At 60.4% G+C, this 24,395-nt stretch carries 22 protein-coding genes; 15 read left to right on the forward strand and 7 right to left on the reverse strand.

What is annotated here, in order from left to right:
• Positions 1-2 precede the first annotated feature (2 nt).
• The 11 genes from ACYZTY_RS13900 to ACYZTY_RS13950 all read left to right on the forward strand — a co-directional run bounded on the left by ACYZTY_RS13900 (position 3) and on the right by ACYZTY_RS13950 (position 12,156).
• A complete protein-coding gene (locus ACYZTY_RS13900; protein WP_461958974.1) occupies positions 3-851 on the forward strand; it encodes a polysaccharide deacetylase family protein in 849 nt (282 codons plus the stop codon).
• On the forward strand, positions 844-1,731 hold the full coding sequence (locus ACYZTY_RS13905; RefSeq protein ID WP_461958975.1) for a polysaccharide deacetylase family protein: 888 nt from the start codon (positions 844-846) through the stop codon (positions 1,729-1,731). The genes ACYZTY_RS13900 and ACYZTY_RS13905 overlap by 8 nt, the downstream gene beginning before the upstream one ends.
• Positions 1,728-3,077 carry an MmgE/PrpD family protein gene (locus tag ACYZTY_RS13910; protein ID WP_461958976.1) on the forward strand — a complete coding sequence of 450 codons (1,350 nt, stop codon included), beginning with the start codon at positions 1,728-1,730 and terminating at the stop codon, positions 3,075-3,077. The genes ACYZTY_RS13905 and ACYZTY_RS13910 overlap by 4 nt, the downstream gene beginning before the upstream one ends.
• A 150-nt stretch (positions 3,078-3,227) precedes the next feature.
• A complete protein-coding gene (locus ACYZTY_RS13915; protein ID WP_461958977.1) occupies positions 3,228-4,406 on the forward strand; it encodes an MFS transporter in 1,179 nt (392 codons plus the stop codon).
• 161 nt (positions 4,407-4,567) lie between these two features.
• Positions 4,568-5,275: an HPP family protein gene (locus tag ACYZTY_RS13920; protein WP_461958978.1), complete on the forward strand. Its 708-nt coding sequence runs from the start codon at positions 4,568-4,570 to the stop codon at positions 5,273-5,275.
• Between the two features lie 363 nt (positions 5,276-5,638).
• Entirely contained in the window at positions 5,639-7,261 is a 1,623-nt protein-coding gene (locus ACYZTY_RS13925) for an acyl-CoA dehydrogenase family protein (RefSeq protein ID WP_461958979.1), read from the forward strand.
• Between the two features lies 1 nt (position 7,262).
• Positions 7,263-8,495, forward strand: a complete 1,233-nt coding sequence (locus ACYZTY_RS13930) for a cytochrome P450 (RefSeq protein ID WP_461958980.1) — start codon at positions 7,263-7,265, stop codon at positions 8,493-8,495.
• Positions 8,492-8,890, forward strand: a complete 399-nt coding sequence (locus tag ACYZTY_RS13935) for a Rid family hydrolase (protein ID WP_461958981.1) — start codon at positions 8,492-8,494, stop codon at positions 8,888-8,890. The genes ACYZTY_RS13930 and ACYZTY_RS13935 overlap by 4 nt, the downstream gene beginning before the upstream one ends.
• A complete protein-coding gene (locus tag ACYZTY_RS13940; protein ID WP_461958982.1) occupies positions 8,887-9,771 on the forward strand; it encodes an alpha/beta hydrolase in 885 nt (294 codons plus the stop codon). The genes ACYZTY_RS13935 and ACYZTY_RS13940 overlap by 4 nt, the downstream gene beginning before the upstream one ends.
• Before the next feature lie 123 nt (positions 9,772-9,894).
• Positions 9,895-11,001 carry an enoyl-CoA hydratase/isomerase family protein gene (locus tag ACYZTY_RS13945; RefSeq protein ID WP_461958983.1) on the forward strand — a complete coding sequence of 369 codons (1,107 nt, stop codon included), beginning with the start codon at positions 9,895-9,897 and terminating at the stop codon, positions 10,999-11,001.
• Between the two features lie 3 nt (positions 11,002-11,004).
• Complete coding sequence (locus ACYZTY_RS13950; protein ID WP_461958984.1) at positions 11,005-12,156, forward strand: acyl-CoA dehydrogenase family protein; 1,152 nt, start codon at positions 11,005-11,007, stop codon at positions 12,154-12,156.
• 54 nt (positions 12,157-12,210) lie between these two features.
• Here the strand turns inward: ACYZTY_RS13950 and ACYZTY_RS13955 are convergent, their stop codons facing one another.
• From ACYZTY_RS13955 to ACYZTY_RS13985, 7 genes are all read right to left on the reverse strand, one after another.
• A complete protein-coding gene (locus ACYZTY_RS13955) occupies positions 12,211-12,396 on the reverse strand; it encodes a hypothetical protein (RefSeq protein ID WP_461958985.1) in 186 nt (61 codons plus the stop codon).
• Between the two features lie 382 nt (positions 12,397-12,778).
• Positions 12,779-13,552 (reverse strand): enoyl-CoA hydratase, encoded by a 774-nt coding sequence (locus ACYZTY_RS13960; protein WP_461958986.1) that lies wholly within the window; start codon positions 13,550-13,552, stop codon positions 12,779-12,781.
• A 13-nt stretch (positions 13,553-13,565) separates the two neighbouring features.
• Complete coding sequence (locus tag ACYZTY_RS13965) at positions 13,566-14,693, reverse strand: acyl-CoA dehydrogenase (RefSeq protein ID WP_109631727.1); 1,128 nt, start codon at positions 14,691-14,693, stop codon at positions 13,566-13,568.
• Between the two features lie 139 nt (positions 14,694-14,832).
• The gene (locus ACYZTY_RS13970) at positions 14,833-16,026 is read right to left on the reverse strand and encodes an acetyl-CoA C-acyltransferase (protein ID WP_461958987.1); all 1,194 of its coding nucleotides are present in this window, start codon (positions 16,024-16,026) and stop codon (positions 14,833-14,835) included.
• 10 nt (positions 16,027-16,036) lie between these two features.
• Positions 16,037-16,798: an SDR family NAD(P)-dependent oxidoreductase gene (locus tag ACYZTY_RS13975; RefSeq protein WP_109631732.1), complete on the reverse strand. Its 762-nt coding sequence runs from the start codon at positions 16,796-16,798 to the stop codon at positions 16,037-16,039.
• Positions 16,799-16,814: 16 nt separating this feature from the next.
• On the reverse strand, positions 16,815-18,479 hold the full coding sequence (locus ACYZTY_RS13980) for an AMP-binding protein (protein WP_461958988.1): 1,665 nt from the start codon (positions 18,477-18,479) through the stop codon (positions 16,815-16,817).
• Positions 18,480-18,769: 290 nt separating this feature from the next.
• A complete protein-coding gene (locus ACYZTY_RS13985; protein ID WP_461958989.1) occupies positions 18,770-19,786 on the reverse strand; it encodes an AraC family transcriptional regulator in 1,017 nt (338 codons plus the stop codon).
• 274 nt (positions 19,787-20,060) lie between these two features.
• On the opposite strand from ACYZTY_RS13985, the gene efeU reads away from it, so the two are divergent.
• Genes efeU through efeO (ACYZTY_RS14005) form a run of 4 tightly spaced genes read left to right on the forward strand, consistent with a single transcriptional unit; the run spans position 20,061 to position 24,273 of the window.
• Positions 20,061-20,900, forward strand: a complete 840-nt coding sequence (efeU, locus tag ACYZTY_RS13990; RefSeq protein ID WP_461958990.1) for an iron uptake transporter permease EfeU — start codon at positions 20,061-20,063, stop codon at positions 20,898-20,900.
• A gap of 8 nt (positions 20,901-20,908) precedes the next feature.
• Positions 20,909-22,108, forward strand: a complete 1,200-nt coding sequence (efeO, locus tag ACYZTY_RS13995; RefSeq protein WP_461958991.1) for an iron uptake system protein EfeO — start codon at positions 20,909-20,911, stop codon at positions 22,106-22,108.
• 17 nt (positions 22,109-22,125) lie between these two features.
• Positions 22,126-23,424 carry an iron uptake transporter deferrochelatase/peroxidase subunit gene (gene efeB / locus ACYZTY_RS14000; RefSeq protein WP_461958992.1) on the forward strand — a complete coding sequence of 433 codons (1,299 nt, stop codon included), beginning with the start codon at positions 22,126-22,128 and terminating at the stop codon, positions 23,422-23,424.
• Between the two features lie 24 nt (positions 23,425-23,448).
• Positions 23,449-24,273: an iron uptake system protein EfeO gene (gene efeO / locus ACYZTY_RS14005; RefSeq protein WP_461958993.1), complete on the forward strand. Its 825-nt coding sequence runs from the start codon at positions 23,449-23,451 to the stop codon at positions 24,271-24,273.
• Positions 24,274-24,395: the final 122 nt, after the last annotated feature.

A 24,395-nucleotide genomic window follows, 5' to 3' on the forward strand; every position in this document is an offset into this window, starting at 1 on the left:
CGATGTCCTCCTCGCCCCAACCCACCTGGCCCGCCCCGCACAAAGCCTGCCTCGCCCTGGCCTTTGACCTTGATGGCCCGACCGGCGATGCCATGCTCAACGGCTCGATCTGGCGCAAGCCCGAGTACTTCGGTTTCGGCGGTTATGGCCCTTACCGGGCCTTGCCACGCATCCTCGACTTGCTCGACGAATACCGGATCCCGACCACGTTTTTTGTCCCGGCCTGGGTCGTGGAAAACTGGCCGAAACAGTGCCAGGCGATTGTCGAGCGCGGGCATGAGGTGGCGTACCACGGCTACAAACACGAATCCTTTTACGCCCTGACGCTGGAACAGCAAAAGGACGTAATGAAGAAATCCCGCGAGGTGTTCTGGAAACACCTGAACATCCGCGCCGAAGGTTTCCGCACCCCGTCCGGCGACTGGCGGGCCGAGACGCCGGCGATGTTGGTGGAAGCGGGCGTGACCTATTCCAGCAGCATGCGTGGCGATGACCGGCCGTACCTGGTGAAAGTGCCGGGCCATGAAACGCCGCTGGTGGAAATCCCCGGCCGCTGGGAAATGGACGACTACGCCTCCCTCGCCTACACCCGCGCTCCGGACTTCCCTTCCGGGCTGGACCGCACCGCCAGTTACGCACTGACGCTGGATAACTGGTGCCGCGAGTTCGACGGCGCAATGAACGAAGGCCTGTGCCTGACCACCCTGTTCCACCCCAAGATCACCGGCAAACCCGGGCGCATCCTGCTGCTGGAAAAACTCTTCGAACACATGCGTCAGCGCGACGACGTCTGGTTTGCCACCTGCCGCGATGTCGCCCAGTGGTGGCTCAAGGAGCATCACCATGGCTGATTCCACTGTCTGGCCCAAAGGTTATCGCTGCGCCGTGGTCCTGACCGTCGATTACAACGACATCCACGGCATCCTGACTCAAGCGCCGGAAGTCGCCGGGCGCGACAAGACGCTGTCGGTCTGGCGTTACGGCACCCAGCGCGGCGTCGACCGTTTGCTCGATCTGTTCGCCGAACTCGGCGTAAAAAGCAGCTGGTGCATCCCGGGCATCGTCGCCGAAGAAAACCCGCAACACATTCGGGCGATTCAGGCCGGCGGGCATGAGATTGCCTGCGCAGGTTATCGCCATCAGAACTACGACCTGCTCAATCTCGCCGAACAAAGCGCCGAGATCGCCAAGGGATGCGAGGCGCTGACGGCGTTGACCGGCCAGCGTCCGACCGGGTTTCGCATCCCGGCCGGTAACGGTGCGCCGGGCTTCATCGAAACGTTGAGGGACCAAGGCATTCGCTGGTCTTCGTCGTGGCGCGGTGATGATTTGCCCTTCGCTCACCCCACGGCTCCCGAAGTCATCGAGTTGCCGTTGCACTACGAACTGGAAGACGAACCCTACTTCGCCTTCAACCTCAGCCCGGCGGTGCCGCCGGCGCAATCGCGAATCGCCTCTTACAGCCACACCCTGGGCAACCTGCAAATGGACTTCGCCGGGTTTCACCGCTTTGGCCTGTGTTACGTGCTGCGCCTGCACCCGGAAATCATCGCCACGCCGGGGCGGATTGGCGTGTTGCGCGAATTGCTTCAAGGCATCCAGCAGCACGATGACGTGTGGATCGCCACGGCCGGCGAAGTCGCGCAATGGTGGGCGGTTTCGGCAGCACCCGTGACCGAGGATCACCCGGCATCGGTGTATGAAAGGCATTATCGGGGTTACCTCGTATGACTGAACGCATGCAGCGCCTGGCGCAATTCTGCGTCGACACCCGTTTTGAAGACTTGCCACCGGCCTTGGTGGCGCAAGCCAAGCGGCACATTCTCGACACCTTCGGCGTGACCCTGGCCGGGGCCGACAGCGAAGTGGCGAAACAGGCACGTCAGATATTTGCAGGTGAAGCCGGCGACACTTTGGTCTGGGGCACCGACCTGCGCGTCGGTGCAGCTCAGGCGGCGATCCTCAACGGCATCGCCGCCCATGCCCTGGAACTGGACGATACCGGTGGCTGCGATCACTCCGGCGCGGTGGTGCTGCCGGCGGTCATGGCCGCGGTGTCGATGCAGACGGAACCGGTCAACGGTCGCGCGTTGATTACCGCGGTGGTGATTGGCTACGAAGTCAGCCGGCGCGTGCTTGAAGCCTGTGGCGGTTACTCGGCGCACAACGGCGCTGGCTGGCACTCGACCGCGACCTGCGGGGTGTTCGGCGCCGCGGCGGCCAGTGCGCGGATTCTCGGACTGAACGCCGCGCAAACCGTGTCGGCACTGGGCATCGCTGGCAGTTTCAGCGGTGGTTTGTGGGCCTTCATCCACGACGGCTCGCAGAGTAAAAAGCTGCACAGCGGTCGAGCGGCCGAAGGTGGATTGCTGGCCGCGCGGTTTGCGCAACAAGGCATCAGCGGGCCGAAAAAGTTGTTTGAGGATGTCTGGGGCGGATTCCTCAGGACCCTGGCCGGCGTGGCTTGCGACCCGAGCGCGCTCGATGCGGATCTGGGCGTCGTGTGGAAACTCGCCCGCTGTTCGATCAAGCCCTACGCGGCGTGCCGGGGGACGCATTCGGCGATCGATGCGTTGGGGTTGCTGCTGGATCAACTGCAGGTCAACACCGATCAAGTTGAAGACATCGAAGTCACGTTGTGCGGGTTTCTTCAGGACATGTGCGGCGGGCAGGATGTCAGCACCCTGGCGGCGGCGCAGATGAGTTTGCCGTATGCCCTCGCCGCCCGGCTGGTTCATGGTCATTGCCGACTGGAAGCGTATGACGATGCACAACGGAGCGATCCACGGATTGCTCACTGGATGTCGCGCATTCGTCTTGAAGTGGATCCGCAACTGTCAGAGGATGGCGAGCCCGTCATCAGCGTGCGGACCGTGGACGGTCGGCGCGTGAGCCTTTGTGTCGACCCACCACTGGGCGCTCCGGGGAATCCGTTGAGTGATGAGGCGCTGGAGGAGAAGTTCTTCAGTCTGGCGATGCGGGTGATGCCGCGGGAGCGGGCTGGGGAATTGCTTGAGCAATTGTGGCGGCTGGATGCGCTGGAATCGGTTCGCTCGCTGGATCGGTGGCTGACTTGAATCTTGTGTTTCCATTGCGGGCCCCATCGCGAGCAGGCTCGCTCCCACAGGGGAATGCGTTCCAAATGTGGGAGCGAGCCTGCTCGCGATGGCCGTCACTCGGTCCCGCGTCGAACACTACAAAATCTAAATAAGGATATTTGCCTCACCGTGGCCACTTACTCGCTCGTAATCCGCCGGTTGATGATCGTTTCGCTGACCATCGTCGTCAGCCGCGCCATCACCAGCCCGTTGCTCACGTTGTTCCTGAGCAACAAGCTCGGCCTCAACCAACAGGACGTTGGTTTGCTGCTGGGCATCGCGGTGTTTATCGCCACCCTGCTTGCGCTCTACGGCGGTTACATCATCGACCGGCTTGAGAAGCGTCGGCTGCTGATCCTCGCCATGCTCTCCAGCGCCATCGGCTTCGTGTTGCTGACTTTCGCCGAAAACCTCTACCTGACCACCGCCACCCTGGTGATCACCGAAACCGCCTCGGCGCTGTTCCTGATCGGCTCGAAGGCGATCCTCAGCGAAAACCTGCCCATGGGCCAGCGCGCCAAAGCCTTTTCGCTGCGCTACACCCTGACCAACATCGGCTACGCCACCGGCCCGATGCTCGGCGTGGTGATTGCCGGCGTGTACCCGATAGCGCCGTTTCTGATTGCCGGCGGCATCGCCTTCTTCAGTATTTTCCTGATGATCGGGATTCCCAAGGACTCGGCCCAGGCACCTGCGATCGGCCAGCCCCAAAGTTTTCTCAAGACGCTGATCACCCTGAAGAACGACCGCACGCTGATCATGTTCACCTGCGGCTGCCTGCTCAGCACCGTGGTCCACGGCCGTTTCACCCTGTACCTGTCGCAATACCTGCTGGTGACCCATGACTCCAAGCGCGCGCTGGAAACCATGGCCGCCCTGCTCGCGTGCAACGCCATCAGCGTGATCCTGCTGCAATACCAGATCGGCCGCTTTCTCAAGCGTGAGCAGCTGCGTTACTGGATCGCAGGCGGCACCAGCCTGTTTATCGTCGGGCTGATCGGCTTCAGCCTGGCGGACAGCCTGGTGAGCTGGTGCGTGGCGATGTTCATCTTCACCCTCGGTGAAATGATCATTTACCCCGCCGAATTCCTCTTCGTCGACACCCTGGCCCCGGAAGAACTGCGCGGCAGTTACTACGGCGCACAGAACCTCGCGGCCCTCGGCGGTGCGCTAAGCCCGGTGATTTGCGGTTTCCTGCTGATGCACACGCCGGCGCCCACGATGTTTTATGCCCTGAGCGCGCTGACGGCCATGGGCGGGTTTCTGTGTTTCATGAGTGGTCGTCGAGTCGCCTTACAGCAAAAATAATGCACTCAAACTGCATTAATATGAATTTGTCAGCATCGGTAATGAACGGCACACTGTGCTTCGTTCCTCCCCCAATAGTTGGAACTACTTCAAAGGCTTTCTGGGTTTCCCAGCTAAGCCTTTTTTTTGCTTGAGCTTTTTGTCTACGGATAAATTCCATCATGCTTGCTCGCTGGTTACCTGCCGCCATCAACACCCGACCTTCCGAATGGAGCCGCGCCGCCCTCGGCATGTCCCTGGGCACGATGTTCACCGTCTGGATTTGCGCTCAAGTGTTCGGGATGGAAGTGGCCCAGCATCTGATCGGGCCGTTGGGCGCATCAGCCGTGTTGCTGTTCGCGGTGTCATCCGGCGCCCTCGCCCAGCCGTGGTCGATTCTGGGCGGATATTTGAGCGCCGGCGTCGTGTCGCTGCTGGTCGCTCACGTACTCGGACGAACCCTCGACAGCGCTTGCTTGGCGGCTGGCATGGCGTTGATTCTGATGTGCTGGCTGCGTTGCCTGCACCCACCGGCCGGGGCGTTGGCGCTGCTGTTGGTATTGGCAGACCCGGCGACCATCGCAATGGACTGGAAAGCCCTCGGCCCAGTGATGCTCGGCGCATCGACCCTGCTGCTAAGTGCCCTGGCCTATAACAACCTGACCCGCATTCGCTACCCCAAACGCGCGAGCGAGCCGGTGGATATGGTGCCGGCCGATCATCCGCCGATCGACAGCCAGGCGATCACCGCACAAGACCTGAAACTGGCCCTGGCAGACATGGAAGCGTTCTTCGATGTCACCCCGCAAGACCTTGAACAACTGATCCATATCAGTGAGTTACACGCCAAACGTCGCAGTATTGGTGAAGTCCTGTCCCGTAGTGTCTAGGGGCGGCCAACGGTCAGGGCAGCACCTCTCGGACAATCTGCTAAAGTCAAAATGTACCGCATAGAGTTGTCTGCCTTTCACTACGAAGTCTGGCACGCCGTAATGTCCAGTAGCGATGACATGGAAGAAGTCTGGCTATGGAGAAACACTCGACATTGTTGAGTGGCGACGCTGCCTTCGCGCTTTGACAGAACCGCATCTCCCAGAAGAAACAACACGCAGTCCTTCGCGTATTTCGCTGTTCGCGAATGCTTCGGGTACGTGATTCGTATTCGAAGGATTCTGTTGTTCTCTGCTCTGCCAGCCCTCTGGCTCTGGTGGTTTCGAAACCGTTTTTTTCGAAATCTACGAGAGGGATGTTTCATGAGCGACCCACTGCTGAAAATGCTGCGGCACCCCCTGTTCGACGCACGGACCCGCCATCACCTGCCATTGCGCGAGTACATGGAACTGACCATCGCTCGCATGCGCGAAATCTTCCAGGCCGGCCAGATCACCAATGACAAGTGGCTCGGTCAAGCCTGCCAGGCTGACTTCCGACAGATGATGGAGTGCACCGCAACCGTTGGCGCTTTTGACTACGCCTTGTTTTCATCGATTGTCGACCACATGATCGCCTGCAATACGCTGTTTGCTCAGGGTGATGCACAGCAGGTCGCGCGCTACCGTCAGGAAGCCATCGCAATGAGCGCGGTCTACGCCTTTGGCTGCACCGAGATCAACAGCGGCTCCAATGTGCGCAACCTGCAAACCACTGCCACCTTTGATCCCCGAAACAATTGCCTGACTCTGCACACACCCTCACCCGCCGCCTGCAAATTCTGGATCGGCAATGCGCTGCACGCGGCGCAAGTGGTCATGGTGCTCACGCGTTTGATCGTCAGTGGCGAGGACGAGGGACTGCACTGGTTCCGGGTGGTGATCCGTGAGCAGGAAAACGGCCCGTTGTTGTCCGGCGTCAAGGTCATGGCCTGCGACCCCAAAGGCGGGATCCACGCCAATCAAGTGGCCGGTATTCGTTTCTGCGAGATGAATCTGCCGCTGGACGCGATGATGCAACGGCATGCCCGGTTCACCGCTGAGGGTCAATTTATCAGCGACGTTCCCAGAGAGCAGCGCGCAACCCGCGCCATGGAGACATTCATTCAGGAGCGTCTGTTTCTGCTGGCTGCCGCTCGGGGCGGTGCGCAGCTGTGCGCTCACCTGGCGTATCGTTTTGTTTCCCATCGACTGGTAAAAAATGCCGAAGCCAACGAACCCCTCTTGGCTAAACCGCTGATTCGGCAACGGCTCTACGTTGAACAGCTGAAGGTTCTCGCGCTGAAGCTTTTGGAGCAAGCCATCCTGTCGTGCTTCGAAGCCATGTGGGATCAGCCGGACAAACGCAAAGAGCTGCATATTCTCGCGGCCATCGCCAAAAGTGTCGGCACCTGGATGGGGCTGGACGTTATGCGCATGTGCCGTGAACTGTGCGGCTCTCAGGGATTTCACCATTACAACCAGATCGTCACGCTGTGCATGGATTGCGAGATCAGCATCACCTTTGCTGGCGACAACAGTGTCATGGCCTATCAAGTGGCCAGGGACGCGGTGAACCGGCCACGGTTTGCCTCGCGGCCTGCGGGCAACATTGCCCAGCGCATTGAAAAGAGGATTGTCGAGCAGTGCGACAGTACGAATGAAGTTTCACATCGCCAGGCATTGGCCCTGACCTATGCCCGGGCCCTTGAACTGATCATCGCGGAGGTCGAGAGCAATCAGCTTGTATCGCAGGAAATACTCGATGACGTCATCAGCGTGTTTGCAACGTCGTTGAGCGAAGAAGGACTGGTCGCTAACTACGCCGATTTGATTGCTCACGCTACCGAATCTCGGCTTTCCTTGCTGGCCACGTTGCTGCAGCCGCCGCCGGAACTGATCAGCGCGCCCATCGATAATCCGAACTACCTCCAGCAATTCACCGCTGCTTTGTACGAGGAGCAGTGAAATGGACATTGAATTGCTGCTCGATTTCACCCGTCGCGAAACCGTTCGTGACCCTTATGAGGCCTACGCCTGGCTGCGAGAGCATCACCCGGTCTATTGGTGTTCGCACTTCCAGGCCTGGTTTCTGACTCGATACAGCGATGTGTTCGCCGCGCAGGCAGACACCGAACGCTACTCCTCGAATCGCATGCAACAACTGGTCGATGCCCAGGTGCCGCCGGAAAAACGCGCGCAACTGGCCACGTTCGTCAAACTCGCGTCCGAATGGATGTACTCGCAGGATGGCAAGGCGCACAAGGACAGTCGCCATCTGCTGGGCAAAGCGTTCACGCCGCGCACCATTGAATCCTTGCGTCAAACCATGCAGGCGATCACCGATAGCGAGCTGTCCGGTCTCGAACCGCAGACGGATTTGATGGCGAACCTGTTCAACCGCGTTCCGGCGCTGATCCTCGCCCATCTCTACGGCATACCTCGCGAAGACGCGCTGAAGCTCAGGCGCTGGACGGATTGCATCCTGATCTTTCTGGTTGGCAGCCTGGACCCGGGCTTCGGGCCTGAACAGGCTCTGCAAGGCGTTGAAGAGATGTACGCCTATTTCGCCGATGTCATCGAGCGGCGTCGAAACCAGCCTGAAGATGATCTGGTCAGCCGGATTCTCGAGGCCAGCACGGAGAGCGATTCGAGCACCGATCAGGTGCTGGCGCAGATCGTCTTCATCCTGGTCGCGGGCTACACCACCAGCGCAGATCAGCTGTGCATCGGCTTGTTGCACCTGCTTGAGCATCCCGATCAGTTTGCAGCCCTGAAGGCAGACCTGAACCTGGTCGGACCGGCCATCGAGGAGATGCTGCGCTTCGATTCCGCCGGTTCGTTCAGCCATCGCGTGCTCAACGAGGATGTGTTGATCCATGGCGTCACGATGAAAAAAGGCGATCTGGTTTACCTGATGCGTGCCTCCGCCAATCGTGACTCCGCGAAATTTACCGACCCTGACCGATTTGATATTCGCCGTGAACACAACGATCACCTGGCGTTTGGTCGGGGTGAGCACTTCTGCATGGGCACCGCCTTGTTCCGCCTTGAAGCCGAAGTCGTTTTCACCTCGCTGTTCAAGCGCTTTCCCAAGTTGAGCCTGATTGCCGACAAACCTGCGATCTGGCGTGACAACAATTTGCAATTTCGTGGACTGAAATCACTGCCCATTGATCTGGGCAAAGGAGATGGGCAATGAAAATTCAACGTGTTTTTTCACAAGCGCCGTGGGAAAAAATTGCCGGGTACTGCCGGGCAATTCGGGTCGGTGAGCGGATTTTGATGGGGGGCACCGTGGCGTTCGATGACAAAGGAAAACCCTTTAAACCGGGTAATGCGTATAAGCAGACCCTGCGTTGCCTGGAGATCATTGAGAACTCCATCAAGCAGCTTGGCGTCGATCGGCGAAGCATCATCGGGATCCGCATCTACACCACCAGCATGAAGTTCTGGCCGGACATTGCCAAAGCGCACAAGAAGTTTTTCAAGGGGCACCCGCCGACGTTGATGTGCCTGGCGGTCAGCGATTTGATCAGTAAAGAATATGTGGTTGAACTCACCACTGAGGCAACAGCCTGCGAGATAGAGTTGTGACGGTCAAAAAGCAAGATTCAGGACCCCGCGTGGAAAGTGCCAGAACTGCGTTGCGGAAGTTAATGGTCGTCAGCGTTCGCGACCTGTCGATCAAAAGCCATGGACGATCACTGTCGCTGCGGATGTACACCCCTGCTGGCTCTGGCCCCTTCCCGGTGCTGATGTTTTTCCATGGTGGCGGCTGGGTCACCGGCGATCTGGACACCCACGACGGCTTTTGCCGACACATGTGCGAGTGGGCAGGCTGCGCGGTGGTGGCTGTGGACTACGCACGGCCACCGGAGCACGTGTTTCCTGCTGCGGTAGAAGATTGCTGCGCAGCGACCGAATGGGTTGTCGACCACGGCCCGGCCATGGGGCTGAATCCTTCGCGAATGGCGGTGGCCGGCGGCGGCTCAGGCGGTGGACTGGCGGCCGTCATTTGCCAATGGGCCCTTGAGCGGGGCTCACCACGGATCGTGTTTCAACTGCTGCTCTATCCCTTGCTCGATTGCGTGGCGGACAACCCTTCCCACAGCGAGTTCGCTGAAGGACACGGGCTGACGGCAGAAATGCTCGAATGGTATATCGCGCACTACGTGCCGCCAGATGTATCGCGCGCGGATCCGAGGCTTTCGCCGGTGCAACATGAAAATCTGCGAGGCTTGCCGCGAGCGCTGATCATCACCTCTAAGTGTGACGTATTACGGGACGAAGGCCGGGAGTATGTGCGTCGACTCATGCAGGCTGATGTGCCGGTTCAGCACAAGGAGTACATCGGGATGCCTCATGGTTTCGTCAATTACCCGGCTCGTTACGATGAGGCAAAACACGCGCTGCTGTTGTGCGCTCAAGTGCTGCAAACGCATTTGTTCGAAAAACAGGATTTGATTCTTTCATAAGGCAAAAACGCAAACTGAGCCTGCATATATCCCGGTTGTACATCACAAATTTGCACTGGTACGATCCGGGATCGCTCGCGCGCGAGCTTCTCTATAAAGAACAATAAAAGCAGGGAGTTAGTGATGACTGCTCAGGTTTCATCGAAGGGGACTTCGTCCATGGATGCCACGCAAAACGAAGTGCTGGCCGAGGTTCGCAACCACATCGGTCACCTGACCCTCAACCGCCCCGCCGGCCTCAACGCTATTACCCTCGACATGGTCCGCCTCCTTCAGCGCCAGCTCGACGCCTGGGCACAGGACCCGCAGGTTCACGCCGTGGTATTGCGCGGTGCCGGCGAGAAAGCGTTCTGTGCCGGCGGCGATATTCGCTCGCTGTATGACAGTTTCAAAAGTGGCGACACGCTGCACGAAGATTTCTTCGTCGAGGAATATGCCCTCGACCTTGCCATTCACCACTACCGCAAACCGGTGCTGGCCTTGATGGACGGCTTTGTTCTGGGCGGCGGCATGGGTTTGGTGCAAGGCGCAGACTTGCGGGTGGTCACCGAGAAGAGCCGTCTGGCGATGCCGGAAGTGGCCATCGGTTATTTCCCGGACGTCGGTGGCAGCCACTTCCTGCCACGGGTCCCCGGTGAACTGGGGATTTATCTCGGCGTCAGTGGCGTGCAGATCCGCGCGGCCGATGCGCTCTATTGCGGTCTGGCCGACTGGTACCTGGAAAGCGACAAGCTGGGCACCCTCGACGAGCAACTCGATCAGCTCGAATGGCGCGACACGCCGCTCAAGGACCTTCAGGGTCTGCTGGCGAAATTCGCGGTGCAACAACTCCCCGATGCGCCTTTAAAAGCCCTGCGCCCGGCTATCGATCATTTCTTCGCCCTGCCCGATGTGCCGAGTATTGTTGAGCAACTGCGAGAAGTAACGGTCGCCGACAGCCATGAATGGGCCACGACCACCGCTGATTTGCTGGAGAGCCGTTCACCGCTGGCGATGGGCGTCACCCTGGAAATGCTGCGCCGTGGTCGGCACTTGAGTCTGGAAGACTGCTTCGCCCTTGAGCTGCACCTGGACCGTCAGTGGTTTGAGCGCGGCGACCTGATCGAAGGCGTGCGCGCCTTGCTGATCGATAAAGACAAAAAACCACGCTGGAACCCGCCGACCTCGCAGGCGCTGGACGCCGAGCACGTCGCGAGTTTTTTCAGCGGTTTTGACCAGAGCGGGAGCTGAGCCATGCACGATATCGAATTGAGCGAAGAACAAGTCATGATCCGCGACATGGCCCGGGACTTTGCCCGTGGCGAAATCGCGCCCCACGCACAAGCCTGGGAAAAGGCTGGCTGGATCGATGACGGTCTGGTGGCGAAGATGGGCGAACTGGGCCTGTTGGGCATGGTGGTGCCTGAAGAATGGGGCGGCACTTATGTCGACTACGTCGCCTACGCCCTGGCAGTGGAAGAGATTTCGGCCGGCGACGGCGCCACGGGCGCACTGATGAGCATCCACAACTCCGTGGGCTGCGGCCCGGTGCTCAACTACGGCACTGAAGAACAGAAACAAGCGTGGTTGCCGGACCTGGCCAGCGGCCAGGCGATCGGCTGCTTCTGCCTGACCGAGCCACAAGCCGGCTCCGAAGCGCATAACCTGCGCACCCGCGCCGAACTGCGCGACGGCCAATGGGTGATCAACGGCGCCAAGCAATTCGTCAGCAATGGCAAGCGGGCGAAACTGGCGATTGTGTTTGCCGTGACTGATCCGGACCTGGGCAAGCGCGGCATCTCGGCGTTCCTGGTACCGACCGATACCGCCGGTTTTATCGTTGACCGCACCGAACACAAAATGGGCATTCGCGCCTCCGACACCTGCGCGGTGACGTTGAGCAACTGCACGATTCCCGAAGCCAACCTGCTGGGTGATCGCGGCAAGGGGTTGGCCATCGCCCTGTCCAACCTCGAAGGCGGCCGCATCGGCATCGCCGCGCAGGCGTTGGGCATTGCACGGGCGGCGTTCGAAGCCGCACTGGCTTATTCACGGGATCGGGTGCAGTTCGACAAGCCGATCATCGAGCACCAGAGCATCGCCAATATGCTGGCCGACATGCACACCCGGCTGAACGCAGCGCGTTTGCTGATCCTGCACGCAGCGCGGTTACGCAGCGCCGGCAAGCCGTGCCTGTCCGAAGCTTCGCAAGCGAAGCTGTTTGCGTCGGAGATGGCCGAGAAAGTCTGCTCGTCGGCGATGCAGATTCATGGTGGGTATGGGTATCTGGAGGATTACCCGGTGGAGCGGTATTACCGGGATGCACGGATCACGCAGATTTATGAAGGGTCGAGCGAAATACAGCGGATGGTGATTGCCCGCGAGTTGAAAAATTATCTGGTGTGACACCTGAAAGCTTCGCGGGCGGCGATTCGACTTGCCCGCGAAGGCATCATAGGCTTATGCCACCGAAGTCGCGGCGCGTGTGGTCTGAATGGCCACGCTCATATCGGGTTCGCTGGGCGGCATTTCCCGCACGGCGAAAAATACCGATGTCGTGCCGTCCTCCTCAATCACAACGGTTCGTCGGGTCACCAACAATGCTTGGGTCGGGTTTTGCGGCCAATAGACAATGTCGTCTTTCATAGGCTCGTTGGCCAGAACAGAACCTTGAGGAACGTGTGATATCAGCGTGCCGCATTGGGCGTGCACAAAATGGCAAATGGTCATGTAAACCTCGAATAAAGTGATTAACCCTGAAACGACGGCTTCGTCCTGAAGCCTCGGTTTGCGTCCAGGCAAAATTCACGATAGTTGAGGTTCCGGGGATCGAATACAGGCGAAGTAATGGCCATAACTCATTCATTTTGTTCGGGATGTTTCTCAAGTGTTTAATGCTAGCTTATAAGTGGCCGCCCAAAAGCTTCGCGGGCAAGCCTCGCTCCTACAAGGTTACGAGTCGTTCATGCGAACACCGATAAACCAAGGAGCGAGGCTTGCCCGCGAAAGCGTCACTGAAAACGGCTTATTACTTACCTTTGAACTTCGCCTCACGCTTGGCAATAAACGCCGCCATCCCTTCCTTCTGATCCTGCGTCGCAAACGCCGCATGGAACACTCGACGCTCAAAACGCACGCCTTCGGACAAGCTCACTTCAAACGCGCGGTTGACGCTTTCCTTGACCATCATCGCAATCGGCAGCGACTTCTTGGCGATCAACGCCGCGACTTCCAGCGCTTCTTTCAGTAGTTCATCCGCCGGAACGATCCGCGCGACGATCCCGCAGCGCTCTGCTTCTACTGCGTCGATCAAACGCCCGCTCAGGCACATTTCCATGGCCTTGGCCTTGCCCACAGCGCGGGTCAGGCGCTGGGTGCCGCCCATGCCCGGCAGCACGCCGAGGTTGATTTCCGGCTGACCGAACCGGGCGTTGTCGCCGGCCAGGATGAAGTCGCACATCAGCGCCAGTTCACAGCCACCGCCCAGGGCGAAACCGTTGACCGCAGCGATGATCGGCTTGCGGCGGTTGGCCACGCGATCACTGTCGCTGAACAGGTCATCGAGGTAGATCTGCGGGTAGGTCAGCTCGGCCATTTCCTTGATGTCGGCGCCAGCGGCAAAGGCTCTTTTCGAGCCGGTCAGCACGATGCAGCCGATGTTCGGGTCGGCTTCCAGGCCATCGAGGGCGTGGTTCAGTTCGCTGACGATCTGCGCATTCAACGCGTTCAGCGCGTGCGGACGGTTGAGGGTAATCAGGCCTACGCGGTCTTTGGTTTCCAGCAAAATCGTTTCATACGTCATAAAGATTTCCTTCTTAAAGATTGCGCGAAATAACCATGCGCTGAATATCGCTGGTGCCTTCGTAGATCTGGCACACCCGCACGTCGCGGTAGATCCGCTCCAGCGGGAAGTCGTTCAGGTAACCGTAACCGCCGAGGGTTTGCAACGCTGAGGAGCAGACCTTCTCGGCCATTTCCGAGGCGAACAGTTTGGCCATGGAGGCTTCGACCAGGGCTGGTTTGCCGCTGTCACGCAGCGCGGCGGCGTAATGCACCATTTGCCGGGCGACGGCGATTTGGGTTGCCATGTCTGCCAGGCGGAACGCGACCGCCTGATGCTCGATGATCGGCTTGCCGAAGCTCTCACGCTCCCGGGCGTAGTCGCGGGCCGCTTCAAACGCGGCGCGGGCCATGCCCACCGATTGCGAGGCGATGCCGACACGGCCGCCTTCGAGGTTAGCCAGGGCGATACGGTAACCCTCGCCCTCCTCACCCAATCGATTGGCCACCGGCACTTTTACGTCTTCGAACAGGATCTGGCAGGTGTCGGAGGCGTGCTGACCGAGTTTGTCTTCGACCCGCGCGACTTTGTAGCCCGGCGAATCGGTCGGCACGATCAGCGCCGTGATGCCCCGCTTGCCGGCGCTCGGGTCGGTCACCGCAAACACAATCACCACCCCGGCGTTCTGCCCGGAGGTAATGAACTGCTTGCAGCCGTTGAGCACGTAGTGATCGCCTTCCAGCCGCGCGCGGGTTTTAAGACCGCTGGCGTCGGAACCGGCCTGCGGTTCGGTCAGGGCAAAGGCCCCGAGCATTGCGCCGCTGGCCAGGGGCTTGAGGAAGCGCTCTTTCTGATCGTCATTGCCGTACTTGAGGATCGGCACGCAACCCACCGAGTTGTGCACGCTCATGATGGTCGAGCAGGCGCCGTCACCGGCCGCAATCTCTTCCAGGGCCATGGCGTAGGCCAGGTAGCCGGTGTCGCAACCGCCCCACTCTTCCGGCACCAGCATGCCGAAGAAGCCCAGTTCGGCCATCTCGCCGATGGCTTCCTTGGGAAAACGATGCTCGCGGTCCCACTCGGCGGCGAACGGTTTCAGCCGTTCCTGGGCAAACTGCCGGGCGGCGTCGCTGATCTGAAGTTGTTCGTCATTGGGAATCATGCCTAGTCCTTAAAAATAAACTTCGGTGCACCTTTCCCTGTAGGAGCGAGGCTTGCCCGCGAAGGCGGTGTGTCATTCAACATAGATGTCGACTGACAGGGCCTCTTCGCGGGCAAGCCTCGCTCCTACAGGGGCAGCGTCAATAGAGGCATTCCACGGCCATGGCCGTGGCTTCACCGCCGCCGATGCAGATCGCCGCAACGCCGCGTTTCAGGCCTTTCTGGCGCAGGGCCGAAAGCAAGGTCACAAGGATCCGCGCGCCAGACGCACCAATCGGGTGGCCCAAGGCGCAAGCGCCGCCGTGCACGTTGAGTTTCTCATGGGGAATTTCCAGGTGAGTCATGGCAGCCATGCCGACCACGGCGAAGGCTTCGTTGACTTCGATCAGATCGACATCGTTCAGCGACCAGCCGGTTTTCTTCATCAGCCGCTTGATCGCGCCGATCGGTGCCACCGGGAACAGGCCCGGCGTGTCGGCGAATGCCGCGTGGCCATGGATCACCGCCAGCGGTTTGAGGCCGCGTTTGTCGGCTTCGGAACGACGCATCAACACCAATGCCGCCGCACCATCGGAAATCGAACTGGAGTTGGCCGCTGTCACGGTGCCGCCTTCACGGAACGCCGGTTTCAGCGAGGTGATTTTGTCCAGTTTGGCTTTCGGTGGCTGTTCGTCGTTGCCGATCAGCACCTGCTCTTTGCCGACGGTCACGGTGAGCGGCACGATCTCGTCCTTGAAGCTGCCGTCGTTGATCGCCTGCTGCGCTCGGGTGGTCGAAGCGATGGCAAACGCATCCTGAGCTTCACGGGTGAAACCGTTGGTTTCGGCGCAATCCTCGGCGAAGGTGCCCATCAGGCGGCCCTTGTCGTAGGCATCTTCCAGGCCATCGAGGAACATGGAGTCGAGCACGCGGCCATGGCCCATGCGGTAACCGCTGCGGGCGCGGTCCAGCAGGTATGGCGCGTTGGACATGCTTTCCATACCGCCCGCGACGACCACGTCGGCGCTGCCGGCGACGAGCATGTCGTGGGCCAGAATCGCCGCTTCCATGCCCGAGCCGCACATCTTGTTCAGGGTGGTGCAGCGGGTCGATTTATCCAGCCCCGCGCCCAACGCGGCTTGCCGCGCCGGGGCCTGGCCGAGGCCGGCGGGCAGTACGCAGCCAAACAGCACTTCTTCGACCGCTTCAGGCGCGATACCGGCGCGTTCGACCGCTGCTTTGATCGCCGCCGCTCCGAGTTGCGGTGCGGTCAGGCTTTTCAGTTCGCCCTGGAAAGCGCCCATCGGGGTGCGGACGGCGCTGACGATTACGATGGGATCGTTGGCAATAGTCATGACAATCTCCTTACTTGGCGGCCATGCGCAAGGCACCGTCGAGACGGATCACCTCGCCATTGAGCATGCTGTTTTCAATGATATGCCTGACCAGCGCGGCATACTCGTCCGGTTTGCCCAGGCGCGGCGGAAATGGCACGCCGGCCGCCAGGGATGCGCGGACTTCCGGGGTCATGCCGGCCATCATCGGGGTTTCGAAAATGCCGGGGGCGATGGTCATCACGCGGATGCCGAAGCGCGCCAGTTCACGTGCGGCGGGCAAGGTCAGGCTGACAATCGCGCCTTTGGACGCGGCATACGCGGCCTGGCCGATCTGACCATCGTACGCCGCTGCAGAAGCGGTGTTGATGATCACACCGCGCTCGCCGTCGGCATCCGCTTCGGTTTCGGCGATGGCCGCCGATGCCAGACGCAGCATATTGAAGCTGCCGATCAGGTTGACGTTGATCACCTGGCTGAAACTGGCCAGCGCGTGCGGGCCGTTCTTGCCGAGGATCTTCTCGCCCCGCACGATGCCGGCGCAGTTGACCAGCCCATTGAGGCCACCGAAGGCTTTCACCGTCGCCTGCACGGCGGCTTCGGCCGCTGCTTCGTCGCTGATGTCGGCCACCACGCTTTGCGCGCCGAGGCGTTCAGCCTGGGCTGCAACGGCTTCGGCGTTCATGTCCACCAGCATCACCTTGGCGCCGGCCGCGACCAGCATTTCAGCGGTGGCCGCACCGAGGCCCGACGCACCGCCGGTGACGAGAAAAACCTTGTTTTCGATCTGCATCATTGTTTCCTTGGATTCAAGCTGAAACGTTCTTCGCGGCGGCCTCTTGAGCCTTGGCGATTTCCTGGTTGCGCAAGATAAAGCGCTGCAGTTTGCCGCTTGGGGTTTTCGGCAATTCGCTGACAAATTCGATTTCACGCGGGTACGAATGCGCCGCCAGACGCTTGCGTACGTGTTGACGCAGTTCCTCGGCCAGTTCCGGCGTCGGGCGATATTGCGAACCGATGACCACGAAGGCTTTCACCAGCTCGGTGCGCTCCGGATCTGGCTTGCCGACCACGGCGGCTTCTATTACCGCCGGGTGTTCGATCAGCGCGCTTTCCACGTCGAACGGACCCACGCGATAGCCGGAAGTGGTGATCACGTCATCGCTACGGCCGACGAAGCTGATGCTGCCGTCAGGGTTCCACTCGACGGTGTCGCCGCTCAGGTAATAGTTGCCGACAAACGCTTTGGTTGGTGCGCCTTCATAACCGGCAAACCAGCACATCGGCGACTGGGTGCGGTCGATGGCCAGGATCCCTGGCTGGCCGACGCCAAGTTCTTTGTATTCGTCGTCGAGCACCACGATGCGGTGGCCCGGCGAGGCAAACCCGGCAGCGCCCATGTGGATCGGGTGTTCGATGCCGTGGTGATTGCACAGGACCATGCCCAGTTCGGTCTGGCCGTAATGGTCGTGAATGACCACGCCGAGGTTGTCGGCGAACCAGCGGATCACTTCCGGGTTCAGCGGCTCGCCGGCACTGCTGACAATGCGCAGTTTGCCCTTGATCGATTTGGCGAATTCGTCACCCCCTGCAATCAACAGGCGGTAGGCCGTCGGTGATCCGGTGAGGTTGGTGATCCCGTACTTGTTGATGACCCGGCAGGTGCTTTCGAGGGTGAACGGGCCGTCGTAAAAGGTGATCGGATGCCCCATCGCCATGGGCCCGGTGACGCCGAAATAGATGCCATAGGCCCAGCCCGGATCCGCCACGTTCCAGAACGCGTCTTCTGGGCGCAGGTCCACGGCGTCGCGGGTGTAACTCTGGAACGCGACGATGGCCTTGAGCGGAACGGACAAGGCTTTCGATGGGCCAGTGGTGCCCGAGGTGAACATCAGCAGGAACGGGTCTTCACCGGTCAGCAACACCGGTTCGCACTCATGGGAATAATTGGCCAGTTCGGCCCAGAAGCTGTAATCGCCACGGACGATGCCCTGGCCTTTGGGGCCGGCGACGGTAACGATGGTCGGGCAGTCGGCGACTTCAGCCAGTTTGGAGCGATTGACTGCGTCGGTGACCACCACTTTGGCGCCAGAGCAGTTGAGGCGGTGCTCGATGGCTTTCGGGCCGAAGGCGGTGAACAGCGGCTGATAGACCGCGCCGATGCGCCAGGTGGCGAATACGGTGATCAGCAATTCGATGTTACGTGGCAGCAGGCCGGCGACCTTGTCGCCTTTCTTCACGCCCTGGGCCAGGAGGAAATTGGCAAAGCGCGCGGCTTTGTCCTGCAAATCGCTGAAAGTGTAGGTTGCGCTGGCGCCGTCGCGGCCTTCCCAGAACAGCGCAATGCGCCCCGGCAATGCGTGCCGGTCGCAACACTCGACACAGGCGTTGAGGGCGGTCAAATCGCCCGCGAGAGCGGCGTCGACGGTGTGCTGATAATTGAACTGTGATGTGGCAGACAAGTAATCGCGCATTGCCAGAATCCCTCTGTATTTTTATTAGGTTGGGGGAACCGTAAAACCACAGAAATACTCGCTCCGCGCGGGGATCGGGGCAATGGTCAAAGCTATCAAGTTGTCTGACTGGTTTGGCCAAGGTTCAAGGGGTGTGTTGCCTGGGCTGGCGCCTTCGCGGGCAAGTCGGATCGCCGCCCGCTCGCTCCTACGGGGCTTTGTGGGGTTTGTAATTATTGCGAACGGCACAACCCACTGTAGGAGCGAGGCTTGCCCGCGAAGAGGCCCGCCCAGTCAACACAAACCCCGGATCAGTTCGCCTCGTTCAGGATCAAACTCCGGTAATGCCCAGGATTGGACCCCGACCACTTGCGAAACGCCTTATAAAACGAACTCGCATCAGCAAACCCCAACCGCGTAGCAATTTCGGCAAAGCTGATGTGTGGCTCGGCCAGCCACACAATCGCCAACTCCTTGCGCACGCTGTCCTTGAGCCCTTGGTAAGTCTGCCCTTCTTCTGCCAGCCGCCGGCGCAAGGTCGAGGCCGACATGCACAGTTGCTGTGCCAGAGGTTCGGTCTCCGGCCACTGTTCGGCGGGCAACTGGCGCAAGTCATGCTTGATCCGGCTCGCCAGGCTCTCCGGGTCGCGGTACTTGACCAGAATATTCGCCGGCGCGTGGGCCAGGAACCGCTTGAGCTCTTCCGGACTGCGTTTGATCGGCAGGTCCAGGCAATCCGCGGAGAAAATCATCCGCGTGCGTGGCCGGTCGAACCGCAGGTTCTCGGAGAACATTACTTGATAGTCATCGCAGAAATCCGGTGCCGGGCAGCGCAACTCAATGGCCAGGATCGGAATCCGCCGCCCTGCCAGCCAACAGGCAACGCCGTGGACGATCATCCAGTAGGTGAAATAGGTAAAGGCACGGCGCGGGTCCTGGTCGTCTTCCAGCAACACGATCTCCGCCAGGCTTTGCTGACGAACCAATTGCGCGGGCATGCGTTCAAGCATCAACGACAGAAAGCTCAGGCCAGATGTCAGGCCGGCCGCCAGGCTTGGCTGAATCATCGAGCTGCGACAAAGAAACTCAAGACTGCCGGATTTGAGCTTGCGCGGATCCATGCCAAAAAACTCATCATCCCCGCGCCGGGCCAGTAAACGCCACAGACGGGCATAAGCGGTGGCCGGGACCCGGGCATCGGTTGTTTGCAGCAACGCGGGATCGATACCGACCTTGTTCAACACCTCGTCGGTGGCGGCTCCGGGGGCGCAGCTTTGCAACAGTGCTTCGCGCACCAGTTGAATGGCGATGGTGTCTTTTTCCGACATTGAGCGGGGTGGCCCTTGATCTTGTTTGAGTGCCGGCATCTTAGCGCACAGCGACCCAATCCTGTAGGAGCGAGGCTTGCCCGCGAAGCAGGCGACTCGGTCTTACCCTGAAACGGTGTAATCGTTCTTCGCGGGCAAGCCTCGCTCCTACAGAGGCGGGGGGATATTCAGGGTTGTTCAGGTTAGGTTCAGGTAAATGTCAATGAATGCCATTTGGGAATGAGTGTCATTATGTTACAAATTAGCACCCTATCTAATCCCGAGACGGTGCTGAATGCTTGTTCCTTTTCTGATCATGCTGCGCGAAGGCATTGAAGCCGCGTTGATCGTTGGCATCATCGCCAGCTACCTCCAGCAGACCGGCCGTGGCCAGTGGATGCCGGCCGTGTGGATCGGCGTGTTCCTCGCCGTGGCGCTGGCCCTGCTGGTGGGTGGTGGTCTGGAGTTGGTCAGTGCCGAGTTCCCGCAGAAACAACAGGAACTGTTTGAAGGCGTGGTCGGCCTGGTGGCCGTCGGCATTCTCAGCTCCATGGTGTTCTGGATGCGCAAAGTGGCGCGCTCGATCAAGCATTCGCTGCACGTCTCCCTCGATCACGCGCTCACCGGGTCCAAGCATCAAGTAACCGCGCTGATCGCCATGGTGTTTTTCGCCGTGGCCCGTGAAGGCCTGGAGACGGTGTTCTTCCTGCTCGCCGTGTTCCAGCAGAGCGAAGGCCCGGCGGCACCGATCGGCGCCCTCCTCGGCTTGATCCTGGCAATCATCGTCGGCTTCCTCATTTACACCGGCAGCATGCGCCTGAACCTCGGCGCGTTCTTCCGCTGGACCGGACTTTTCATCCTCGTGGTGGCGGCCGGCATTCTCGCCAACTCGGTGCAGGCGCTGCATGAAGCTGGAGTCTGGAATCACCTGCAAACCGTGCTCTTCGATTTCGGTGCGACGCTGCCGATGGACGGCCCGGCGGGCTCGGTGCTGGCCGGCATGTTCGGTTACCAGGACGCGCCGACGGTCAGCACCCTCGGGGCCTATCTGATTTACCTGGTGGTGGCGCTGGTGATGTTTTTTCTTCCCGCGCCCGGCCCGGCTAAACAACCTTCTTCCGTTTCCTGTCAGTAAGGGCACCCATGCCAAATCAAGCCCCTCCCCAGGCCTCGCCTCCCCGCGCCTTGCGCTGGGCGGTGGCCGGTTCGGTGATCGTGATGATCGCCGCCGGTGGCCTGTTCTACTACGCCTCGAAAATGTCGGCAGCGAAGCGCCAGACGAACCATGACGAAGTCGTAGTGACCATTCACTCGCACAGCTGCGAGCCGAATGCGCTGACCGTTCCGGCAGGCCACGCCAGTTTCCGCATCGTCAATCGCTCGGATCGGGCGGTGGAATGGGAAATCCTCGACGGCGTGCTGGTGGTCGAAGAGCGGGAAAACATCGCGCCAGGCCTGAGTCAGGTGATCAATGCCAACCTTGCGCCCGGCGACTACGCGATCACCTGTGGACTGCTGAGCAACCCGCGCGGCACCTTGCACGTGACCCCGACTGCCGCTTCCGAAGCGGCGGCCAAGGCCAAACCGTCGATGGTCGCTTTCGTGGGGCCGTTGTCGGAATTCCGGGTGTACCTGAGCAGCCAGGGCAGCGCGCTGATCAAAGCGGTCAACGCACTTGAGCAAGCGATCGCGGCGGGCGACCTGAGCCAGGCACAAGCGCTGTATGTGCCCGCTCGCGCAGCCTATCAACGGATCGCCCCAGCGGCCCAGCGTCTGGCCGAACTGGACAACGCGATCAACCCCCGCGCCGATTACTTCGAGAAACGCGAACAGGATCCGGCCTTCAGCGGTTTCCACCGCATCGAGTACGCGCTGTTCCAGCAACGCAACCTCGACGGTCTGGCGCCGGTTGCCCAACGCCTGAGCAGCGACGTCACCACGCTCAAGCAGCAACTGCTCGCCCAGTCGCTGCCACCGGAGCAACTGGTGAGCATTGTCGCGCGCAATCTCCACAGCCTCGCCGATGTGCGCGCCAGCAGCGGTGAAGAGGAACGCTACAGCCACACCGACCTGAACGGTTTCGCCGCCAACCTTTTTGCTGCCCGCAAAGTCGTCGACCTGTTGCGCCCGTTACTGACCAAGTCCGCCGCTGAGTTGCTGCCGAACATCGACAGCGCTGTCGCCGCCCTCGACGCCGAACTCAATGGCTTCAAGGTCAAGGACGGCTATGCGAGCTACGACACGGTGAGCGCCGAGCAGCGTAAGCAGATCGCCGACAAGGCCAAGGCGCTGGCCGACGCACTCGATGGAATCGACCCCGTCCTCGGCCTTTCCGGCCTTTAAGCAGAAGACTCAAACCGATGAACGATTCAGAACACTTCAACCTCCAGCGTCGCCGGGTATTGATGGGCATGGGCGCCGCCGGTGTCGCGCTGGCGGGCTCCGCACTGAGCCGCCCGGCGATGGCCGCGAGCCCCGCGCAAGTCACCGAAGCACCGAGCAGCGACAAGACCGAAGACCGCCAGGCGTTCCACGGCAAGCACCAGACCGGCATCGTCACCCCACGCCCGGCGTCCGGCATGCTGGTGTCGTTTGATGTGTTGGCCAGTGATCGCGAAGACCTTGAGCGGCTGTTCCGCACCCTCAACGAACGCATCGCGTTCCTGATGCAGGGCGGCCCGGTGGCTCAGGTCGATCCGAAGCTGCCGCCGGTGGATTCGGGAATCCTCGGCCCGGTGGTCACGCCGGACAACCTGACCATCACCGTGTCGGTGGGCGAGTCGCTGTTCGACGAGCGCTTCGGCCTGGCAGGTGCGAAACCGAAACGACTGATGCGCATGGTCGGCTTTCCCAACGACGCACTGGAAGCCGATTGCTGCCACGGCGACCTGAGCTTGCAGCTCTGCGCCAACACCACCGACACCAACATCCACGCCCTGCGCGACATCGTGAAAAACCTGCCGGACCTGCTGCTGGTGCGCTGGAAACAGGAAGGCAGCGTGCCGCCCCAGGCCCCGACGAAACCCGGTGTGCCGGCGCAGAGCGCACGCAACTTCCTGGGTTTTCGTGACGGCTCGGCGAACCCGGATTCCAACGACACCAAGGCCATGGACAGCATCGTCTGGGTGCAACCGGGCTGCGACGAACCGGCGTGGGCCGCCCATGGCAGCTACCAGGCGGTGCGGATCATCCGCAACTTCGTCGAGCGCTGGGACCGCACGCCCTTGCAGGAACAGGAAAGCATTCTCGGGCGCATCAAAAGCACCGGCGCGCCCATGGACGGCGCCCATGAAACCCAGGTCCCGGATTACGCCAAAGACCCGGAAGGCAAGCTGACCAAACTCGACGCGCATATCCGCCTGGCCAACCCGCGCACGGCCGCGACCCAGGCCAACCTGATCCTGCGCCGACCGTTCAACTACTCCAACGGCGTGAATAAGAACGGTCAGCTGGACATGGGCTTGCTGTTCATCTGCTACCAGGCCGATCTGGAAAAAGGCTTTATCACCGTGCAGAGCCGACTCAACGGCGAGCCGTTGGAGGAATACCTCAAGCCGGTCGGCGGCGGTTACTTCTTCACCCTGCCGGGTGTGACGGGCGACAACGACTTCATCGGTCGCTCGCTGCTTGACGCTACCTCACCCAAAACCAACGCCTGAATACCCCCCACACGGAACCGTCCCATGAAAAAGTCGCCACTCGCGTTATTGCTGACCCTAGGCTTGCTCAATACCCCGCTTTCGGCTTTCGCTGCGACGGCGCCGCTGGAGCTGGTGCAGCCGATTTCGGATTACAAAATCTACGTCACCGAGCAACTGGATGAACTGGCCAGCCACACCCAACAGTTCACCGATGCGGTGAAAAAAGGTGACCTGGCCACCGCCAAAAAACTCTATGCGCCGACCCGGGTTTACTACGAGTCAATCGAACCGATTGCCGAGCTGTTCAGTGACCTGGACGCTTCCATCGATTCGCGGGTGGATGACCACGAAAAAGGCGTGAAAGCTGAAGACTTCACCGGTTTCCACCGCATCGAGTATTCGCTGTTCTCGGAAAACAGCACCCAGGGTCTCGATGAACTGGCCGATGGCTTGAACAAAGACGTCAAAGACCTGCAAACCCGCGTGGCTGGCCTGACCTTCCCGCCTGAGAAAGTGGTGGGCGGTGCCGCCGCGTTGCTTGAAGAAGTCGCGGCGACCAAGATCTCCGGTGAAGAAGATCGTTACAGCCACACCGACCTGTATGACTTCCAGGGCAACATCGACGGCGCGAAGAAAATCGTCGACCTGTTCCGTCCGCAGATCGAGCAGCAGGACGCGGAGTTTATTGCCAAGGTCGACAAGAACTTCGCCAGCGTGAACAAGATTCTGACCAAGTACAAAACCAGGGACGGTGGTTTTGAGACGTATGACAAGGTGAAAGAGAACGACCGCAAGGCGTTGGTTGGGCCGGTAAATACGTTGGCTGAAGATTTGTCGACGTTGCGTGGGAAGCTGGGTTTGAATTGAGTTTTTGTAGCGTCTGAGCGGGCCTCTTCGCGCTCCTACAGGAGAATGCGATTAACTGTAGGAGCGAGGCTTGCCCGCGAAAGCATTATCACAGTCACCTATATTCCTCCTGGCTTGCCCGA

It is taken from the genome of Pseudomonas sp. LB1P83, from assembly GCF_054897885.1.